The sequence below is a fragment of the Candidatus Alkanophaga liquidiphilum genome (genome assembly GCF_053996935.1).
In genome coordinates this window covers 1-17,166 of sequence record NZ_JBMXYC010000052.1, presented here as the reverse complement: position 1 = coordinate 17,166, position 17,166 = coordinate 1, and the positions used below count along the sequence as shown (strand labels likewise).

Genomic DNA, 17,166 nt, shown 5'->3' with positions numbered 1-17,166 from the left:
ATTTCAAGCAATTAATTTTTGAAAATAATCGCTTTGTATAGGATTAGAGAATACTTTCAATGGAGCTTCTCTCTATTCCTAAGACCTCCTTCCTCATCGCCGCTTTCGTTCTCAGGATGTAGAGGAAGATGGAATCTTCGTCCTCGTTTATTATCTTCTTCAGCTCGCTCTTTATGCGTAGGAGCTCGCTTTCCGTGAGCTCACCCTCGAAGACAGAGTTCTGCACCCAGTTCATGTGCATCCGCAGGAACTTCTTGACCCTGTTCACCCGCTTGACGTTGACATCGTAGGTGATTATAACGTACATACTAATTTTGCAAGACTCACCACTAGTTCTTTCCTCCAGTACGGAGGCTTTGTAGCGCTATGAGCTAATACAGACTTTAATAATGAGCATTTTCTGTTCCTCAAAAGAGATATCACCTCAGTTGTAGTATGAGGTCTTAGAAGCTCCCGGTATTCACTCTTTCCATTTTTATACACAAGCCCCCTCTCATCAAGGGAAATATCGTCCTTACTTATAAGGTTGTAAATTTGAGTTTTCTTTAAGTCGCCCCATCCCATGTCTCTCTTCTTACCGATACTCATTTTAGCCTTTAATGAATTCTCAATATCCTTTTTTTCTCCTCTTGCAACTGCAGTCCAAAGCAGATTGGTCCTTTCGATTCGAACTTCATAAAATATATCTCTATAGGCTCCTTTTGTCTCCTGAATTTCGCTCAAACTCCCCCTCAATTTTACACCTACTGTTTCTTTCACCAGCAAGATCTTGGGAATCATGCTTTTCCTAGAGATGCAAATTCTCACTGCTCCGCCGAAGTGAGATTTTACTTCTCTTACGCTCTCTAAGCAGGCGGTTTCTCTATTTAACCCGAAGCGCATCTCAGTGTTGTATGGAGTGAGCACTGACAATACGTCTCCCCCTCTCACTGACGGCATGAGGTAAGAAGTTGAAATCGAAGGCGTCCTATCTGCTATAGCACGCGTGAGGTCTTCAAGGTAACGTTTGCGCCAATCCCTATTTGCATAATATTTTGCGAATGAAAAAACTCCATCCAGAGTTATCAAAGTACCCTCCAATATGTTAGGGTTGGAAAAGGTGGCTTGGAAGGGGGGTGTTCTGAAGCCGAGAGTTATAAGGAAAATTGTCATGTCTTCTTTTCTCTCCTTACCTTCTTCTGCTTCTTTCTTTGATCTCTGGTGCATCATTCAATGCTTCAAATATCTGATCTATTCTGTCTTGGACGAGCTTTTCATAAGCTTGCTCATAGTCCTGAGTATTTATTGATGAAGAGTAACTGACTTCGAGACTGCCAAAACCTCTGACAACTGAGCCACCGACGTTTGGGAAGTTTTTAAGAGTTTTAAACACGAGCCCCCACTCTGCATCGGTCAGCGGAATAAGCTCCTCAATGTAGGTAACGAAAACTGTACCTGGAGCTATCGCCTCCCTTGTAAATATCTGTTGGACTGCCGCCTCCTCGCGTCCTTCCTTTTCTAAGCCTAAAATTCTGTCAAGTTCCTCAAAGTTTGTTTTAATTTCAAGCTGCGATATCTTTGCTTTGTCGTCCTTTCTTATCATTTGCACTGAGATCAGAATATCGGAGAGTTTCGTCTTTGGTTGTTCTCTCACCAAGTCATCTATTAAATCATAAGTCTCTTCCACAACAGGATACCCGATACCGAATTTCAACTTACTTGGCACCATGAATTTTGCAAGCGCACATCCCATTATGGAAAGTGGCAGGAGAGGTTTAACGTAACTCTCCATCTTGTTAGATATCTTTTTAGCGGTAAGTTCCTGCTCACCAGCCCTTGCTAGAATCCCGCCACTAAATAACGTCATGAGAGTTCCTGCATTTGCTGTAAATTCTCCAGCAGACCCGCTCTTCTTTGCCTCCCATACTCTTTTAACATCTCTTAAAAATTGAATTGCCATCTCGTCTCTAAAAGCTCCTCTGATGCTGTTCCCAGGGATTATGGGAACCTCCAAGAGTTCTCCATCTTCCTTCACTATTGGAAGTTTGTAGAGGAGCACGGTCGTCCCGACGGACTCGAATCCCACGCTCAGAGGCTCTTTTGCCTTGAGTTTAAGAACAACCCGCATTTTATCCCTCCCCTTCTACCTCTATACCTTTACTTGCAGCGTAGAACACTACACTCAGATAAGGATAGCGTTTTACGTAGTCTAGGACTTCTTTCTCCATGCTTCTCGCTTTGTCAAGCGATACTCTCAGCGCGTTAGCTTTCTCTTTTGAAAGAAAAATTGCATCTCCGGCGAGCTCTTTTAACAGGCGCTCTGCGAAGTCTTCCACACTATTAACGGACCTTGAAAGCATAGCGACGCGTTTTGCTAGAATCGTATTCCACTTCTTCCGTACGTCTTTTGAGATCTTGCTCCAGTCGATAAGCTCATTAATCGCCCCTAATAAATCTATTACCGCTTCCCTTGCATCTCCTCCCACGCTTACCACCTCTTTTCGGAGGTTTGGGTAGTACTCTCACCCCATATATCTCCCTCAGCCTCCTTAGACACTCTACTGCTTTATCCTTATTACTTCCTACGAAGTCCATGATTTCAGAAAACTCCTCTACGGTCAAATCCTTCTTCTCTCCCCAGCATATAACTCCGGATCTTAATGAGCTTTCTAATATGAACTTTTTACGTCGTCCTACTCTGACCGCTGGATGCATAAATTGTGGAATGAAACTTATGGTTAGAGGTATCAATGTGAATTTAGGATTTAGTAGGAAGGCAGCATCTCTGTAACCATCTTCCGTCTTTGCTGCTTCAAGCCAAAGTTTACTAAGCGTCTTAAGCCAGAAGTTTCCGGAGATACTTAATGCGATTTCTTCTTTCACCGGGGCTTGCATTTGTAGTTGGTATCTTTCAACAAGCGCGGGACTAGGTATTACAGCCCCCTCCGTCCCTTGATCCTCTAATAAAAAGCCGCAGAAACAAGCAGGGCACACGTGGTCGCCTGAAAACATCATCTGTGGCGCGTCTGCAAATGTTTTACCAAACTCATACCTGATGTTAGCTGGTTCCCCACAAAATACGCACATGTTACTGCCCGTGAGCTCTCCACTGATTGAATTTCTCACACCGTCAGCAGATACTGAGATGTTTTTCTTCGTAGCCCAACTTTCTACTTCCTCCCTTAAAAACTCTTCTATACATTCTTTGAAGCTCGCATCGAATCCCGAATCTACATAAATCAGCGCTCCGTCCTTGCTTCCACCAATAGTGAGCATTGAGAGGGCGTCACCGTATGAAATTTTTACACCATCGCTTTCGATTAGCGTGTCCCCCTCATAATATTCAATGGAGAACTCCTGCCCGAACTCCCTCGCTACCGGTAGCTTTATGCTAAGGGTGTCATCTTTAACCTCCACCCTAAACTCTCCTATATCTAACTCTTTCACAATTCCCTCAATTTCCTCTATTGATCTTATTCGGAAAGAAATGGTTGGTGAATATATGTATTTCACTCTACTTATACCTAAAACTTCTTTGAATCTTTTAGCATAAGCTCTTGAAAGCTTCTTTATTAAACGCTTGTGTAATAACGACGCCACTGTAAATCTATACTCTCCTGAAAGCTTTAAGGGAATCAATTTCAGAAAAGGTGATTGTCCCTCTGTAAGGAAGAGGAAATAATTACCCTCGATTTGTTCCACCAACTGACTTCTCTCTATTTTTTTGATCGGATTTCCCCTATTATGATGGTGCTGTATTATGACATTGGTAGTTTTACTTAAATCTATATTACCTTTAAGACTTTCAAGGATGTTATGATAAATAGAGGGATTTGGAGAGAAATGCCACCAATTTGCTCCTCTCTCTCCTTGATACCAGAGCATCATCCCTTTGAAAAAGTCATGGATCATGCTTGCTGCAGCTATTTCTTTATCATTCTTCTGTAAGCTTGCAGCAGAAACAACGAGCATGTGGTGGGAAAGGTCGTCTATCAGTGGAACGGAGGTTTTCTTATCCGTCCTCGCTAACACCCCACGGATCATACTTCCAACCTCCCTAAGAGCATATAAAACCTTACCACCAAATCACGAACGGCTCATACTCCTGCACGCCGATGAGGTGCTTCACGAGCTTGTAGCACTCCAGACGGATAAGCCTCTGATACGACACGTTCCGCCTGAGCGTCCTGTGTTTGATCGTTTTTTCCAGCCGCTCCTGATAGTTTCGCAGAAATATCTTGCGACCATCGGCGTTCAAAAGGCATTTATTAAGCTCATCCCGGAAATGCTCCAGCCTGAGCATCTGCTTGTTCACCAGATAGAAAATGAGGCGGTCAACAAGCAAAGGCTTGAAAACCTCGCTTACGTCGAGCGCTAACGAAAATCTCCTCTCCGAAGGCTCGTGCAGGTAAGAAATCGTGGGATTTAACTGCGTGTTGTAAATCTCGGAGAGCACCGTTGCATAAAGAAGTGAGTTTCCAAAACTAATCAGCGCATTCACGGCATTCTCCGGCGGCTGCCTGCTCCGCCGCTCGAAGCGGAACTCCTCAGGGAGAATGTAATTGAAGCCGTCATAGTATTCAATCTTAGCACGCGCTTCGACGTTCATCACCTCCGTGATCTTCGTTGCGTCGTTAAGCTCATGCAAAATGCCCCCAAGCTCTATTTTCTTGTCCTCAAGCTTGTATTTCGAGACGTTCCGCACCATGTTCCTGATGGCGCCCCGCACGAAAGCCTTCGCCAACGCCAAACGCTTCTCACCGTCCAAATAATGCTCCACCTGCTTCACGAGCAAATCTCCGGAGAGCAGCCGCTCCCTCGGGTAAAAACTCCCCTCATAGAAGCCGTAACGGTTAAAGAAGTGCACGGGAATCTTGTTTAATGCGAGAAGGTGCAGAGCTTGGGAGGTTATTGTGAGCGAGCCATATGCGTAAATGCTTTGAATTTTGGAGATGGGAAGCGGCTTTTTATTCCCGCGGCTCACGAAATAAAGCGTGTTTTCTTTCCTCTCCAAAACGCCGTCAGACGTTATGTAAAGGTTTTTCATCGCTTAGCCTACATCTTTTACGTGCAGGGCTTCGACCACCCGCCAGGCTTTATTCACGACTTCTTGGTCTGCCGTCACCAGCTTCGCCCCGGCGAGCTTGGCGAGCGCCACATAACTGGCGTCATATAAGGTAATGTCGAGGTCGACCGCCGTCCTCACCACCTCCTCACAATACCTGCCCCGCAAGCCCCAAAGCTCAATCCCATACTTCTCCAAAGACTCAGCAGCCCTAATCAGCTCCTCCTTCGAGTATAGGTTGCTGTAGCGCAGAGCATTGAGCACCTCGTAGGGCATTAAACTCGGGCTCGCAAGCTCGACCGCCCCCCGTATGAACTTGTCCCTGAGAAGGAGTGCTTTTCCGCTGTGCTCCTCCTCCAAGAACCACTTTACGACCACGGAGGCGTCCACTACGACTTTCTCCGCCGCCACGCCCTTATCACCTCCGCGCTGTCCCAGCCCTCGGGCGCCTTCTTACGCAGCTTCTCGTTCAGAAGCACCGCCTCCGCAAGGTTCCTGCCGCTTTCCTCTTTAACCTTACGCTCTAAAGCCTTCCGAACCACCTCGCTCCAGTTTATATGGCTAAGCCGCTCCATCTCACGCTTCAACCGCTCATCCACACGCACGGTCACCAAAGGCATGTTTGTATATGCGTATATACATGTATAAAAAGCTCACGCCGAAAAGCAAAGCTCGTAATAGGCGCACCGTCGGCAAATCGGCTTCCGCTCAGGCTTCGGCAGCCACCCACGCACAACACGCTTGATGTCTTCAAGCACCTTTTCAAGCTCCTTTTCAGCCTGTTTGTCGAGCGAAAGCTCTTTCTTCTTCCTGAGCTTCGGGTAGCTGATCACCGCCTTTACCCTCTCGATACCCTTCCTCTTTTTCAGGAAATAGAGGTAGTAAAGCGTTTGCATCTCATGAGCTTTCTCCATTTTATCGGACTTCTTCACCTCGTGGATCTCAAGGACTTCGCCGTTCTGCATGAAATCCACCGCTATCAAATCGTCAATAATCACGTTCTTCTCACGTCCCTCATAGCTGTATTCGTGCAGTAAGAAGCCCAACGCCACGAGGTCGGACTCCCGCTCCATCTGGATTCCGTGCGAGAACAGCCAGAGCTTCGTCCTGCACACGAAATAGTAGTTCACCTGCGTCCCCCTGACGAGAAGCTCGTGCCTCAGCTCCCGCTCCAGCTCCGGCTCCAGTTCCGGCTTTGATTCCAACCCCCGCTCGCCGCTCATGTCAAAGGATGAAATCTTCGTCCGCAAGAACTTCTGTGACGATTAAGTCCTCGATCTCTATCCTCTTCTTGCTGTAAAGAGGCGCCAGCCCCCACAAGCATCCCGAAAGCCCCTCCGAAACCCTCGCATACGACAACCACCTTTCGAGCTTCTCCGAGTAGATGGATTCGATGTAGTCCGAATACAGAAACTTCATCCATTCGTTCCTGTCCACGCCTCCGATCTCCGCAAACTCCTCATAAGGGTCTTCAAGCAGAGAGGGCGTAACGACTCCACGCACCACCTTCTCTCTCCTTTCCCGCCAGTCCCCCACTACAACTTCCCGCCTCTTCCGGTCTATCCTCTCAATGAAGGCGTTGTCAAGAATCCAGATGAGGTCGTATTCCGTCTCCTCGCCGCCGTAAATCACCTTCCACCGCAGCGTGTCCCCTCTGAACCTCCTGAAAGAGTTTTTGAACGACCGCCACCATCTCCTCAGGCTTTCAGCAACGTCCTCGTCCACATTTTCTCCCTCTAAATACGCCTCGACCATGCTCTCGACCTTAAACATGAACTTCGAAAACGGGAAGCTCTCCTGCAACTTCCTGAGAACCTGCTCTCTCCCGTAGCTCCTCAGCGCCTTTGAAATCGACCAGAGGACGGCGCCCATGAACCTCGGAATTTTCTCCCTCTTCAGCTCCTTATCCCGAAAGGCTCTACTCACGGCGTCCGAAAACTCATAATAGCTCAACTTCCGCCCATCAAACCCCCTCAGAGCCTCGACGACGCTCACGTGCGCCACGCAGTATATCTCGCTCCGCTTTCCCTCTCGCCCTATCCTCCCAATTCTCTGCATGAAATTCCGCAGGTACCTCCCGGAATCGATGTATGCGAGGCAAACCGGGTAATTGACGCCCACCTCCGCCTTTGCCGTCGTGATGACTATGTCGTAGTCCGTAGGCTCGAACTCGAAGCCCTTTTGCCTCGTCTGGAGCCCCGTATTCACCCCTATTCGGGCGTCAGGAAACTCCGCACGTATCTTCCTTTCCGCCAGCAAAGCCTCCCTCAAAGAGTCGAAAAGGAAGAAGGCTCTCTTGTTATCGTCCAGAGCCTCTGAGAGTCCCTCCTTTACCTCCTCTCTCAGACCGTCGCCCTCGAACAGCCATTTGTAAAGGGAGCCTTGCCTCGAAACCTCGATGAAATGAATTTCCTGCTCTCCTTGAACGGCGCGTCCCTCTCTCCCCACTTCTTGCCGCGCAAGCTCCCACTCTAACCCTTCCAAGTATTCAAACAAGACCCCCTCTGGTGTTGCGGAGGAGAAGAACCATTTGATGTCGAAAAATTCTCTAACCGACAGTAGCATCATCAGGACGTTGGCAATTTGCTCCTCATCGTAGAGATGGTATTCGTCGAAGACGATGTAGTCCAGCTTGTTGAAGAACTCCGTCCAGTCCGGGAAACTTAAGATGTAACGCTCCCTTCCGCTCCAGTCGGTATGGTAGCCGCCGTGAATGAGGAAATTTATGATGTCAGGATTCGTCACCACGACCTCCGCCGCCGTCACCCGCTCAAGCAACTCCTTTGCTCTTTCAATGCCGTGCCGCTCCAGCCTCTGCCCCGTCAGAATTTCGACTTTGATGTATTTGTCGAGCGTCCTCGCCATGTCCTCGACGAGCGCATTGGTGGGAGCGACAATTAGCCCCCGCCTCGGCATCAAATCTTCTTTGGAGCGGAGAGAGGGCAGCATGAAGGCGAACGTCTTGCCGGCGCCCGTCGGCGCAACGACTACCGTCACCTCCTTCCGCTCGCTCAAATCCGAATAGAACACCTCTTGAAACTTGTGAAGCCGGAGCATGTCTCCGCCAAGCTCGATCTGAACGCTCCCGAACGGAATCCTTTTCTCCTCGACCGTGACGGTGACGGACTCCGAAGCTGGAGCTGTATCTGAAGGCGAGCCGCTCATCCGAAAAGCCTCCTCTCTAAACGCTCCAAATCTTCCTCTCCCAACCCCTTTACCAAAATGTACTGCGCCAAGACGGGCTCGAACGTTAGTCCTTCTCTCACCTCAAGCTCCTCACCGAAGAGCTTCAGCACGTATATGTTCATCCAAGCTTCCTTCTCAAGCTTATCAACACGCTCTAACAGCAGCAAGCACTCCCTCCCGTTGCCCACTCTCAGGGTGAAGCGTTCTGGTAACTCTAAATCGCCAAGTAGGGAAGCTTGAAACGTCGAACCCCCCTCTATCCCTTGAACGAGCCTGAAATCCTTATAGAGGGGCTGGTTACCCCCTCCTTTGAGGGCGACGAGCGTCGAGAAGCTCCTTGCCCCGTCGTTCCCGAAGCTACTGCTGTTTGCGAAGATGCGCGTCCTCCTGAAGTTGAGGGGGCGAGCGACGCTCCAGAGGAAGCCAAGACGCTTGAGCTCCTCGTATTCGGGCTTCTCCTTCATCAAATAGGTCAATTCCCTATCTTTGCAGAAGGCGAAGTTCGTGGCGTATGTCAGGGCGAGGTCGCCGATGAATGGCGAGGTTGAAGCCACGCCGCTTTCAGTCCTCGTGTAGTAAAAAAGAGGAGATAGGAGGGTTATTTTGAAGTGCTCGACCATCTGTTGCTCACCTCTAGAGGCTGAGCCTCTCAAGGTATTCGCCGATGTTACCCTCTTTCACCACCTTGCACTCGACCAAGTAGCGGATGGAGTCGTCGAGAAGCCTGAGATACAGCTGCTTCAGCTTTTCCTCCTCTTTCAGCATGTTTAAGAGTGTTTCCGTCAACTTTTCCACCTGCTCGCCCTCCAAAACTCTCTGTGAGCACTCCTTGAGCTTCCCAACACAGTAGTCAACTACGGTTTCGAGACTCACTTCGCCGCCGCCCCACTCCTTCGTCAGCAGGTAAGAACTTATTGGAGGCTCAAACTGGTCGAGAGCGATGGCGACGACGTGATTCCGCACGTTCGCGTCCATGACGTTGCTCTGCGCTCCGTATCTCGTCGTTTTCAGGATGGAAAGCATGACGTGCGCAAAGGCTTCGGGCGTCACGTCTGGGAATGTGACGAACTGCGGGAAGAAGGCTCCGGGCTTCACGTATTGGACATCGAAGAGCGTTTCTCGGTGCTCACCCCGCTCCTTGTCCCACATCGTCCCCTCCTCGCTCAGGGCGTTGTGCGTCAGCTCCTCGGTAATTTCAGCCTTGTCCCTGAGCGAGTAGCTCCACTCGTAGATGACCCTTGCGGGAAGCCCGACAGCCTCGCCGCCCTCCTCGGTGATGCTGTCGCCGAATGTTAACGAGTTCGGATTTGCAAGCTGCACCCGCTCCTTTATCAGATTATACTCGACTGCGGGGTCCACGATCCCTAACTTCCTGCACAGCAGGAGCCCCGTGAGCTTCTCCCTCGACTTCAATTTCCTCGACGGGATGACAACAACCTCCCTGTCACCAACCTCCGTGCTTACCACCTCATCAGGCTCCGTCGAGCGATTTATCAAGTATCCGACCATCTCTCTCACTAAAAGCACCTTTATGACGTTCGGCGTCCTCTTTCCGAAACGCTCTTGGAAGAACTCTCTTGGAATCGTCTGGTAGAGGCTTTCTCTGAAGTCCCGGACGACGTCCTCATCGTATTCCACGAACGCCCTTTCAACAACCCCCGCAGCGCTACCCCTCCTGCGTGGCAACTCCGCTCACCTCCTCAGCAGCTCTCTCCCTCCACTCAGCCCACCGCTCATCGGATTTCTTCGCATACTCGAAGGCGAAGCCATAAGTCCAGTAGCGAAGTTCGTTCTTCGATGGAAGTCTGCCCTGCCAAATCTTCTCGTAAAGCTCCTCGTAGAACGCCTTGCAGAATTTCTCGACGGCGTCTCTCCGCCCGAACCTTGTCTTCCTCTCGATTACTCCTGCCATCAGGGAAATCACGTCCCCCTTCCCGAGATTCCGCCGAATCCCGTGCTTCAGCCCCTCAAGCGCCGCCCTGAACAGCCACGTCTGCTTGGAGCCGCTGCGCCCACTCCACTTGATGTCCGCCGCCAGTTCAGCTAACTTCTCAAGTACTCCCATCTTTTCACCTCCCACACGCTCGAAAACGAGCATAAGGCCATCTTCATGCGCTCTAACAAACCCCTCCCGTGAGCGGTCATCTAACCTATACAGGTAAAAGAAGAACGCTAAGCCCTGCGGCTCCGCCGAATAATCATTAAGCATCCTCAGAAGCTCGTTTTGATAATTCCTGCCGCCCACCCGTTGCGCAAGCCTCCTTAAAAGCTCATACTCCCTTTCAACCGCCTCCACCTCGTCCAGCCTTATTTCGTCCCAGCCAAGCCTCTTTAGCGCCTTCGGGGCGTAGTCAAAGGTCAAGGTCGCCCTCTTAACTCTGTCCGGGTTCATCGCATACGTCAGATAAACCTTGAAGCCCGTATCCTTTACAAAGCTCAGAAGCGTGCGAAAATGACGAGCCAAGAACTCAGCATCGCCTTTTATCGCTAACGGAGCCATCAGGAAGGGCGCAAGGTCTTCCGGGAGGTCTGCAGGGTCAAAACCGTAAACAAACTTGCACATAGACCTAAAAGGGTCGAAAAAGCGTCCTAAGCCCCCGAATATCTCCGTTACTCTCTTCGTCACGCCCCCGACGTTCACAAGCGGGATAGTGTAATCGTAGGCGTCCACGTAAACCGTGTAAACCTCCTTACCCTGCCCGAAGGCGAGCCTTCTGAGCATGATTTCCGCCAAGCATGTCCCGCAAATACGTTTCTCCCAGTTTTTTATGGAGACGACGGTGCGGTTCGTGAAGCCACGAGGAGAGAAGCCGAAAGCCACATCGTCCCTCGCCGCAACGCCCGCCTCACCCCCGCAGAGACAGCACATGTTGCGCTTGTCCGCCAAGCTCCTCGGCTCAAGCCTCGAAAGCAGCGGCTCGCCGTCAATATAAGCAAAGTTCAGAACCTCCCTGAAGACTTTGCGAAAACTCACCTGCTCCCCCTCATAATTTTTCTCCAGCAGCTCCCTGAGCTTCGTGATAAGCTCGTCCTTGACCTCCGCACCCAACCTCTTGGTCGCCCCTACGAGCTTCACGTAATTCTTCAACCCTGTGTCACGCCTCCCTAAAATCTCGGCGGCGTTCGGTAGAAAACTTAAGTCTAAGTCGGAGAAGTAAGCCTCCTCAGCCTCCCTTTTCAGCCTTTCGACCTCCCTACTGTCGACGGAAAGTTGCAGTATTAGCTTAAGAAGCACGAAAATTTCGAACTTCTCGGCGTCGAACTTTTCGATCTCCTTGCTAATTGCCTCCTTTAACCGCTCGTCCCTCGAAATACCGTAGTAAAGTGCTTCTTTATTCCTGAGAAGCCTCTCAAGGAACCTTACCACGTTTTCCTTGCTTGGCTCAACGAGCCTGAAGACTCCAAGCTGTGCCTTCTGCCTATCGATTTTCACCAACTCTTCCATCCGCTCCAGAATTTTCGCCTCCAACTCTCCTGCAAGCTCCTCAACAGCCCCCTCAAGAAACTCCCTGCTTAAGGGCTCGCCGAGCCAGATGAAGCCCCGTGGCGACACGAGCAGAAGCTTTCCGGAAACTCGCCTCATGATTCCTTCCAGCAAGAACCTCGTAATCAACTCGTAAGGGGTGTCCTCAAAGTGGAAGGAGTGGACCCCATCGAAGTGTCTCTTAAGCCTTTTATGAAGCTCTCGGGACGTCTCAGCAAAGGATTCGGTTGGAGGGAGGGAAATTGTGTCTGCGAGGTGCACGACATTCTGCAAGTATTCCCTGACCACCCTGTCGAGTCCTCGTCTACGAGGTAATGAGACGGTGATTTCCCGATCAGTGTATCTCGTTCTGTCTTCCGTGCTGAGAACTAAGTAGCGGACGATGTTCTTTTCCTCCTCGGAAAGTTCTAGACCGAGCCGCCTGATAACCTCAGAAAGCCTTTCAAGCGCCTCTCTCAGGTCAGTCGTTCCGAAGAGCTTGTTGATGTCGTGAAGGGCGATAGAGAGCATTGCGCACCTCACAAGCATCTGAAGGTCCGCATCTCCGCTCAACAAAAGCCCTGACAGCTCCCTGCTTTTGAGAAGTTTCTGCTCTAAAAGGAGCATGGCAGCGGGTATGCCGTTCAGAATATGCATCGGGTAGCTCATGTCTGGATACTCGCGGAAGCCGAAGCCGCCCTTTGCTGAGATGAGCCGAAACTCCTCGAAAAGTCTCAGGAAAACTTCGTTAAGAAACCGCCGCATCTCCTCCTTAAAGGGCTGCGTCTCAAAAACCTCCTCCACCTTGACCCTAATCCTCGGTCTCCGCCGCTCCTCGGACACTTCACCCACCTAACCCTACTTTCCATTACCTATATAAATTATTAACCCTTAACCTAAAAGTTAAGTATGAGACCGGCACACGTCATCGTCATCGGTTTCCACGCCGCCCACATCTACAAGCCGCTCGTCGAGTTCGGCGCCTCGAAGGTCGTCTTAGTTTACTCCACCAAGGAGGAGGTCGAAGGGAGGGTCGCTGATGCGCTCGCGGAGGCTCGCCGCCTTTTCTCCGGCTTAGGTCTGCCGTATGAGGAGCTAAAGCTCGAAGCTTACGAGTTCGAGCAGAACGTCGAGCTCCTGCGGAAGGTCATCAGGCGGGAGCGGCAAGTTATCGTCAACCTCACCGGCGGGCGGAAGATAACGTCGTTCGCCCTCCTCTACGCTGCACTCCTCGAGCCCGAGCATGTGAAAGCCATCGTTTACGTAAGCGAGGACGACGAAATCATACGACTACCGAAGTTCCTGCCGAGCGTGAGCATCACGCCCTCCGAGCGCAAAGTCTTGAACGTCCTTGGTAAGGGGAAGTGCGTCTCCGAAATAGCCGAAAAGCTTGATATATCCCTGCCAGCGGCAATAAAGCTTGTCGGCAGCCTCGAGAGGAAGGGATTAGTAAGAAGCGAGCGAGTGGGGCGGAAAAGATTAGTCATGCCGCTTTTCTGATGTCTGCTGACGCCCCTTAACAACCTCCACCATCCCAAAGCCCATGGAGTTTTTCTCGCCGAAGCCAGCCTCATATCCGAACTTGAGAAGGGCAGGGTCGCCACGTGCGACGAAGCTCATCATCGTGCCCCGATGCCACGTATTTTTAATTTGCGTTCTGACGAGCTTTGCCGCCCCCCTCGGCTCCACTTGGAAGTCCCCGCTCGGCGGCGTCCCGTAGAAATCCTCATACTTCCCCAAAAGGTTTTTGCGGAGGTTTTCGTAGAACTTCCGTTCCGACGGATATAGGTCCCAAGTTTTGCGCCGCCCATCGGCATCGACGACAGTCCGCACCACGATGGGCGACAGCGTTCTGAACACCACCTCACTTCCAATTTCGGGCGTTTTCAGCGTCTCGATACGTTCCACGACGAACCTCGCATTTGTGATTTGAAACTCCGGCTCTCCGAGGACGCCTTCGACGAACGCCGAGACCACGCTCGCCTTCGGCGACGAAAAGAGGAAGCGGCAGTCCTTCAGCCAGAGTTTGTCCTGCACGACCCTGCGGAAGCCTTCGGGGAACAGCCGTGAGAACGTGAAAAACTTAAAGCGCTGTTGGCGGCTGTGCAAGCCGAGCTCCGGGCGCACGCTCATAATCTTTCGATAAATGGCACTGGCTACCATGTAATTGTAGTTCAACGGTAGCTTCTGAATACGCTCCGAGCGTAAGCTCACTCTGACCCGCATTCTTCCCCCATTCAAACTTTAAGAGGAACATACATTTCCTGCCGCCTCGCAGTGATGCTGGCGGCGACGATGCCCACCTCGTAAAACGCAATGAGCGGACCGGCGACGCCCGTCTGTCTGAAGACGTCGGGCGGCGTGAAGAGAGCGGCGAGCGTGAAGATTGCCACACATTCGTGCTTGCGGAACTTTTTGAGCGTCTCCGAAATGAGCATGACGCCTTCGGGCAGCAAATCCCCCTTTATCCGCAGGATGACGTGATTCATGAGCGGGAAGGATACGCACATGCCTCCTAATTATGCTTAAAATAATCATAAGCTTCTTCTTAATTGCCGCAGTTATATAACCCAGCTCTCGAAATATGCTCACGGACGCACCCCCATGACCAAAGATAGAACGGATGCGCCGCAGGCTCGTGGCATGCCTCATCTCCCTACTTTCCATATTCGTGCCCCTCTTCTTTTTTCGGGTCCGGTGCGCAAATCCCTCCTCTATTATTTTTTCCCAACACAGGCTCTTTACGTTTACAGTCCGACGGAGTGGGTCGGTTTGCGGCTGAAGTTCTCGTTCCTATGTGCAGCTGTCACAATGCCCCTCCGGATATATGAAACTGCTTATCACTATCGTGGCGTTCCTGCTGTTCGGCGCCTCGAAGGTGCCGGAGCTGGCACGGGCGCTCGGTAAGCAATGGAGAGTTCAAGAAGACGCAAAAGGAGGCTGAACTCGACCTCAAAAGGTTCGAAGCAGGAGCTGGTTGCAAAGGGCTTTGAGAAGAGCGGTGGCGAGCTGAACCTCGTAGAAATTGCAAAGAAGCTGCGGCTGTGGGACTGCTGAGAACATGCCAAGTCCGGCTGAACCTCGTAGAAATTGCAAAGAAGCTGGGCATTGCGTAACGTCGCATCAGCGCAGCAATCGCTTAAGAAGAAGTTGAGAGCATGAAGTTAAGGATTTTTCTCTGCACTTGTTACCGCACTTTGGGCGTCATCCATAAGGATGTCAAGCGAGACTTGGCTGAGGCTGAAGGTGGCGAGATTATCGAAGTTCACGATGCTCTTTGCCTTGAGGACGGTCTCGACACCAGTCTCGGCGACATTAAACGCTTCGAGCTCGACGCTGTTATAATCGGCGCCTGCACGGAAAAACGTCGCTCCTTCGAACTTGCAACGCACGGGATTAGCACCTGCCTTGTGAACCTCAGAGAGCACTGTGGTTGGGTTCATGATAAAAAGGAGGCTACTGAAAAGGCAAAAAGTATGCTCAAGGCTGCAGTCATCCAGTCACAATGCAGCTCTCTGCCAGAGACTCTTATCCCGGACGTAGGAGAGGACGTGCTGGTCATCAGCGACGAGGAGGTAGCAAGAATCAAAGCTCGCAAACGTCCACCTCGTGACTAAAACTTCCAGGATGGAATGATTCTATCAGAATACACGTAGGAGAGGTTAAGAAAGTAAAAGGAGGCATAGGGAACTTCCAAGTAGAGATCAAAAAGCCTATAAGTTTAGAGCGGTGCATCTCCTGCGGGAAGACGTTCGCAACGAAAGCCGCCATCCAGAAAATAGCGGAGGCGACAGGCTGGCGACGACGAGCATCTTAACGCCGAAACCCGCTTAGAGCTTCTGAAATACTGCCAGGGGTGTAGGCCGCTGGTTGCATTAACGCGCTTACATTAACCCCCTCTCACACAAATGCCCAAACTGCAAGAGGAAATACTCCGCACAGAGTTAATGTTCCGAAGCGTTGGGCTCGCTACTCAGGCACCAAATTGCTTTTCTCAGAACGCCTCTCAAGGCTCTAAGCTCCCGGCTTGTAACGGCTGCCCTGCCAAGTATTCTTTTCACTATTAAGAGCGTTCTCTCCTTTTTGTGCTCCGCATACTGAATACTGTCGAGGAAATGCAGGAAATGCTCGTAAAATTGCGCTCTTTCTTCAAAGCTCGCAGGCCTCCTCCGCATCACTCTTTCCATTTTCCTTTGACTTTTTGCAGCTAAGCTCAACTCGTAGAGTATTACCGCGGCGGCGTGCGAGACGTTCATCACAGAATACCTTTTATCTGTAGGAATATGCACGACAACATCGCACAGCTTTAACTCCTCGTTGAGAAGCCCTATATCCTCTCTGCCAAATATTATGGATACTTTGCCAACGCAGACATTTTTCAATTCCTTAGGCGTCAGGAAATTTCTTAGGTGCCTTCTTTCTGTTGTTGCGAGCTTTGCAGTAGTGCCAACGGCGACGTCAGATCCGCTTAAAGCCTCTTCCAAGGTAGAAGCGATGTCGCAACGCTCAAGGACGTCGGCGGCGTGCGAGGCGACGACGAAGGCTTTTCTACCGAGCTTCCGCGGGCGCACAAGGTAAAGCTCCGAGAAGCCAAAGTTCTTCATGACCCTCGCAACAGCCCCTATGTTCTCTTCGCGCTTCGGCTCGACTAAAATTACCCTGACACTCATAATTATAGGTGGGGTGGGCTTTAGCTTTATTTTCGCTTGCAACTCCCCAGACAGCCTTGAACATGAATGTCGCTATTGGAAACATTGGAAAGTCGAGATTCTAAAATGCTATTTTCTGAAAATGATAATACCCCAGTAAGAATTCAAGTTGATAGAGACAGATTTATATATAAAGGCAATAGTAGATAAAAACATGGAAGCAAAACAAGAGGTAAAGAGGTATAAGTGCAAGTATTGTGGGGAGGAGTTCGACAAACCAGTGCGGCTTGCCCAGCACATAAGAGTGAAGCACAAGAGAGCGAAGAAACGGGAAAAAGAAAAAATAAAACGGGAAACTGCGTCAGAACGGATTAATAGAGTCATTGAAGCGGTAGGCATCCTCAAGGGATTGCAAGTATCCCCGAATCTCAGTGAAGGAGAGAAGAAAATTCTGGATGATGTTCTGAAGAGATTTGAAGATTTCATAGCAAGCATGCAAAAATAACAGAAATATCGAAACACGCTGTTTGCGAGCGCCATACGATTTCAAAGCCAAATTCATGAGGACGGACGGCGTAAAAAAGCAGATGGAGGTACCTATCGGTTGCCCTCCCCCACCACAATCCCAGCAGTAATTTCTATAATTTTTTCTCTCAATTTTCCCCTTTAATTATTTTGACATCTTGTTTTTTCACTTTTCCTCTACATCCTGAGAACGAAAGCGGCGATGAGGAAGGAGGTCTTAGGAATAGAGAGAAGCTCCATTGAAAGTATTCTCTAATCCTATACAAAGCGATTATTTTCAAAAATTAATTGCTTGAAAT

General features: G+C 50.2%; 21 protein-coding genes. 5 read left to right on the top strand and 16 right to left on the bottom strand.

Annotation, left to right across the window (positions count from 1 at the left end; genetic code table 11):
* Positions 1 to 43 precede the first annotated feature (43 nt).
* Genes cas2 through ACXJJA_RS07050 form a run of 13 tightly spaced genes read right to left on the bottom strand, consistent with a single transcriptional unit; the run spans position 44 to position 12,545 of the window.
* Positions 44 to 307, bottom strand: a complete 264-nt coding sequence (cas2, locus tag ACXJJA_RS07110) for a CRISPR-associated endonuclease Cas2 (RefSeq protein WP_456487517.1) — start codon at positions 305 to 307, stop codon at positions 44 to 46.
* Positions 295 to 1,209, bottom strand: a complete 915-nt coding sequence (locus ACXJJA_RS07105; RefSeq protein ID WP_456487516.1) for a hypothetical protein — start codon at positions 1,207 to 1,209, stop codon at positions 295 to 297. Before ACXJJA_RS07105 ends, cas2 begins: the two co-directional genes overlap by 13 nt.
* Entirely contained in the window at positions 1,169 to 2,107 is a 939-nt protein-coding gene (locus ACXJJA_RS07100) for an RAMP superfamily CRISPR-associated protein (RefSeq protein WP_456487515.1), read from the bottom strand. The genes ACXJJA_RS07105 and ACXJJA_RS07100 overlap by 41 nt, the downstream gene beginning before the upstream one ends.
* 1 nt (position 2,108) lies before the next feature.
* Positions 2,109 to 2,465 (bottom strand): hypothetical protein, encoded by a 357-nt coding sequence (locus ACXJJA_RS07095; RefSeq protein ID WP_456487514.1) that lies wholly within the window; start codon positions 2,463 to 2,465, stop codon positions 2,109 to 2,111.
* A complete protein-coding gene (locus ACXJJA_RS07090; protein WP_456487513.1) occupies positions 2,416 to 4,023 on the bottom strand; it encodes a hypothetical protein in 1,608 nt (535 codons plus the stop codon). The genes ACXJJA_RS07095 and ACXJJA_RS07090 overlap by 50 nt, the downstream gene beginning before the upstream one ends.
* A gap of 31 nt (positions 4,024 to 4,054) precedes the next feature.
* Positions 4,055 to 5,026 (bottom strand): type I-B CRISPR-associated endonuclease Cas1b, encoded by a 972-nt coding sequence (gene cas1b, locus ACXJJA_RS07085; RefSeq protein ID WP_456487512.1) that lies wholly within the window; start codon positions 5,024 to 5,026, stop codon positions 4,055 to 4,057.
* Positions 5,027 to 5,029: 3 nt separating this feature from the next.
* Complete coding sequence (locus tag ACXJJA_RS07080) at positions 5,030 to 5,455, bottom strand: type II toxin-antitoxin system VapC family toxin (RefSeq protein WP_456487511.1); 426 nt, start codon at positions 5,453 to 5,455, stop codon at positions 5,030 to 5,032.
* Complete coding sequence (locus ACXJJA_RS07075; protein WP_456487510.1) at positions 5,434 to 5,664, bottom strand: AF_0619 family ribbon-helix-helix protein; 231 nt, start codon at positions 5,662 to 5,664, stop codon at positions 5,434 to 5,436. The genes ACXJJA_RS07080 and ACXJJA_RS07075 overlap by 22 nt, the downstream gene beginning before the upstream one ends.
* Before the next feature lie 33 nt (positions 5,665 to 5,697).
* Complete coding sequence (cas4, locus tag ACXJJA_RS07070) at positions 5,698 to 6,267, bottom strand: CRISPR-associated protein Cas4 (RefSeq protein WP_456487509.1); 570 nt, start codon at positions 6,265 to 6,267, stop codon at positions 5,698 to 5,700.
* A gap of 1 nt (position 6,268) precedes the next feature.
* Positions 6,269 to 8,209, bottom strand: coding sequence for a type I-D CRISPR-associated helicase Cas3' (gene cas3, locus ACXJJA_RS07065; protein ID WP_456487508.1), 1,941 nt, complete (start codon positions 8,207 to 8,209; stop codon positions 6,269 to 6,271).
* Positions 8,206 to 8,850 (bottom strand): type I-D CRISPR-associated protein Cas5/Csc1, encoded by a 645-nt coding sequence (cas5d, locus tag ACXJJA_RS07060; RefSeq protein ID WP_456487507.1) that lies wholly within the window; start codon positions 8,848 to 8,850, stop codon positions 8,206 to 8,208. The genes cas3 and cas5d overlap by 4 nt, the downstream gene beginning before the upstream one ends.
* A 13-nt stretch (positions 8,851 to 8,863) precedes the next feature.
* A complete protein-coding gene (cas7d, locus tag ACXJJA_RS07055; protein WP_456487506.1) occupies positions 8,864 to 9,916 on the bottom strand; it encodes a type I-D CRISPR-associated protein Cas7/Csc2 in 1,053 nt (350 codons plus the stop codon).
* Complete coding sequence (locus ACXJJA_RS07050) at positions 9,897 to 12,545, bottom strand: hypothetical protein (RefSeq protein ID WP_456487505.1); 2,649 nt, start codon at positions 12,543 to 12,545, stop codon at positions 9,897 to 9,899. Before ACXJJA_RS07050 ends, cas7d begins: the two co-directional genes overlap by 20 nt.
* A gap of 57 nt (positions 12,546 to 12,602) precedes the next feature.
* Between ACXJJA_RS07050 and csa3 the strand changes: the two genes are divergently transcribed.
* On the top strand, positions 12,603 to 13,193 hold the full coding sequence (csa3, locus tag ACXJJA_RS07045; RefSeq protein WP_456487504.1) for a CRISPR-associated CARF protein Csa3: 591 nt from the start codon (positions 12,603 to 12,605) through the stop codon (positions 13,191 to 13,193).
* Here csa3 and cas6 read toward each other — a convergent pair.
* On the bottom strand, positions 13,173 to 13,919 hold the full coding sequence (gene cas6 / locus ACXJJA_RS07040; RefSeq protein WP_456487503.1) for a CRISPR-associated endoribonuclease Cas6: 747 nt from the start codon (positions 13,917 to 13,919) through the stop codon (positions 13,173 to 13,175). The two genes, csa3 and cas6, sit on opposite strands and share 21 nt — an antisense overlap.
* Positions 13,920 to 13,930: 11 nt before the next feature.
* Positions 13,931 to 14,203, bottom strand: a complete 273-nt coding sequence (locus ACXJJA_RS07035) for a twin-arginine translocase subunit TatC (RefSeq protein ID WP_456487502.1) — start codon at positions 14,201 to 14,203, stop codon at positions 13,931 to 13,933.
* A 317-nt stretch (positions 14,204 to 14,520) separates the two neighbouring features.
* Between ACXJJA_RS07035 and ACXJJA_RS07030 the strand changes: the two genes are divergently transcribed.
* The 3 genes from ACXJJA_RS07030 to ACXJJA_RS07020 all read left to right on the top strand — a co-directional run bounded on the left by ACXJJA_RS07030 (position 14,521) and on the right by ACXJJA_RS07020 (position 15,310).
* Complete coding sequence (locus ACXJJA_RS07030; RefSeq protein WP_456487501.1) at positions 14,521 to 14,637, top strand: twin-arginine translocase TatA/TatE family subunit; 117 nt, start codon at positions 14,521 to 14,523, stop codon at positions 14,635 to 14,637.
* The gene (locus ACXJJA_RS07025; protein ID WP_456487500.1) at positions 14,604 to 14,750 is read left to right on the top strand and encodes a hypothetical protein; all 147 of its coding nucleotides are present in this window, start codon (positions 14,604 to 14,606) and stop codon (positions 14,748 to 14,750) included. The genes ACXJJA_RS07030 and ACXJJA_RS07025 overlap by 34 nt, the downstream gene beginning before the upstream one ends.
* 101 nt (positions 14,751 to 14,851) lie before the next feature.
* On the top strand, positions 14,852 to 15,310 hold the full coding sequence (locus ACXJJA_RS07020) for a hypothetical protein (RefSeq protein WP_456487499.1): 459 nt from the start codon (positions 14,852 to 14,854) through the stop codon (positions 15,308 to 15,310).
* 327 nt (positions 15,311 to 15,637) lie between these two features.
* Here the strand turns inward: ACXJJA_RS07020 and ACXJJA_RS07015 are convergent, their stop codons facing one another.
* A complete protein-coding gene (locus tag ACXJJA_RS07015; protein ID WP_456487498.1) occupies positions 15,638 to 16,363 on the bottom strand; it encodes an RNA methyltransferase in 726 nt (241 codons plus the stop codon).
* A 148-nt stretch (positions 16,364 to 16,511) separates the two neighbouring features.
* Here ACXJJA_RS07015 and ACXJJA_RS07010 point away from each other — a divergent pair, with 148 nt between their 5' ends.
* Positions 16,512 to 16,847: a C2H2-type zinc finger protein gene (locus ACXJJA_RS07010; RefSeq protein ID WP_456487497.1), complete on the top strand. Its 336-nt coding sequence runs from the start codon at positions 16,512 to 16,514 to the stop codon at positions 16,845 to 16,847.
* Positions 16,848 to 17,166 lie beyond the last annotated feature (319 nt).

Excerpts from the sequence above, each read along its gene's own strand:
- cas4 (WP_456487509.1), bottom strand. The coding sequence starts at position 6,267 with ATGAGCGGCGAGCGGGGGTTGGAATCAAAGCCGGAACTGGAGCCGGAG.
- ACXJJA_RS07035 (WP_456487502.1), bottom strand. The coding sequence starts at position 14,203 with ATGTGCGTATCCTTCCCGCTCATGAATCACGTCATCCTGCGGATAAAG.
- ACXJJA_RS07075 (WP_456487510.1), bottom strand. The coding sequence starts at position 5,664 with ATGCCTTTGGTGACCGTGCGTGTGGATGAGCGGTTGAAGCGTGAGATG.
- ACXJJA_RS07090 (WP_456487513.1), bottom strand. The coding sequence starts at position 4,023 with ATGATCCGTGGGGTGTTAGCGAGGACGGATAAGAAAACCTCCGTTCCA.
- ACXJJA_RS07105 (WP_456487516.1), bottom strand. The coding sequence starts at position 1,209 with ATGATGCACCAGAGATCAAAGAAAGAAGCAGAAGAAGGTAAGGAGAGA.
- cas5d (WP_456487507.1), bottom strand. The coding sequence starts at position 8,850 with ATGGTCGAGCACTTCAAAATAACCCTCCTATCTCCTCTTTTTTACTAC.
- ACXJJA_RS07025 (WP_456487500.1), top strand. The coding sequence starts at position 14,604 with ATGGAGAGTTCAAGAAGACGCAAAAGGAGGCTGAACTCGACCTCAAAA.
- cas6 (WP_456487503.1), bottom strand. The coding sequence starts at position 13,919 with ATGCGGGTCAGAGTGAGCTTACGCTCGGAGCGTATTCAGAAGCTACCG.
- cas3 (WP_456487508.1), bottom strand. The coding sequence starts at position 8,209 with ATGAGCGGCTCGCCTTCAGATACAGCTCCAGCTTCGGAGTCCGTCACC.
- ACXJJA_RS07015 (WP_456487498.1), bottom strand. The coding sequence starts at position 16,363 with ATGAGTGTCAGGGTAATTTTAGTCGAGCCGAAGCGCGAAGAGAACATA.
- ACXJJA_RS07030 (WP_456487501.1), top strand. The coding sequence starts at position 14,521 with ATGAAACTGCTTATCACTATCGTGGCGTTCCTGCTGTTCGGCGCCTCG.
- csa3 (WP_456487504.1), top strand. The coding sequence starts at position 12,603 with ATGAGACCGGCACACGTCATCGTCATCGGTTTCCACGCCGCCCACATC.
- cas1b (WP_456487512.1), bottom strand. The coding sequence starts at position 5,026 with ATGAAAAACCTTTACATAACGTCTGACGGCGTTTTGGAGAGGAAAGAA.
- ACXJJA_RS07100 (WP_456487515.1), bottom strand. The coding sequence starts at position 2,107 with ATGCGGGTTGTTCTTAAACTCAAGGCAAAAGAGCCTCTGAGCGTGGGA.
- cas2 (WP_456487517.1), bottom strand. The coding sequence starts at position 307 with ATGTACGTTATAATCACCTACGATGTCAACGTCAAGCGGGTGAACAGG.
- ACXJJA_RS07020 (WP_456487499.1), top strand. The coding sequence starts at position 14,852 with ATGAAGTTAAGGATTTTTCTCTGCACTTGTTACCGCACTTTGGGCGTC.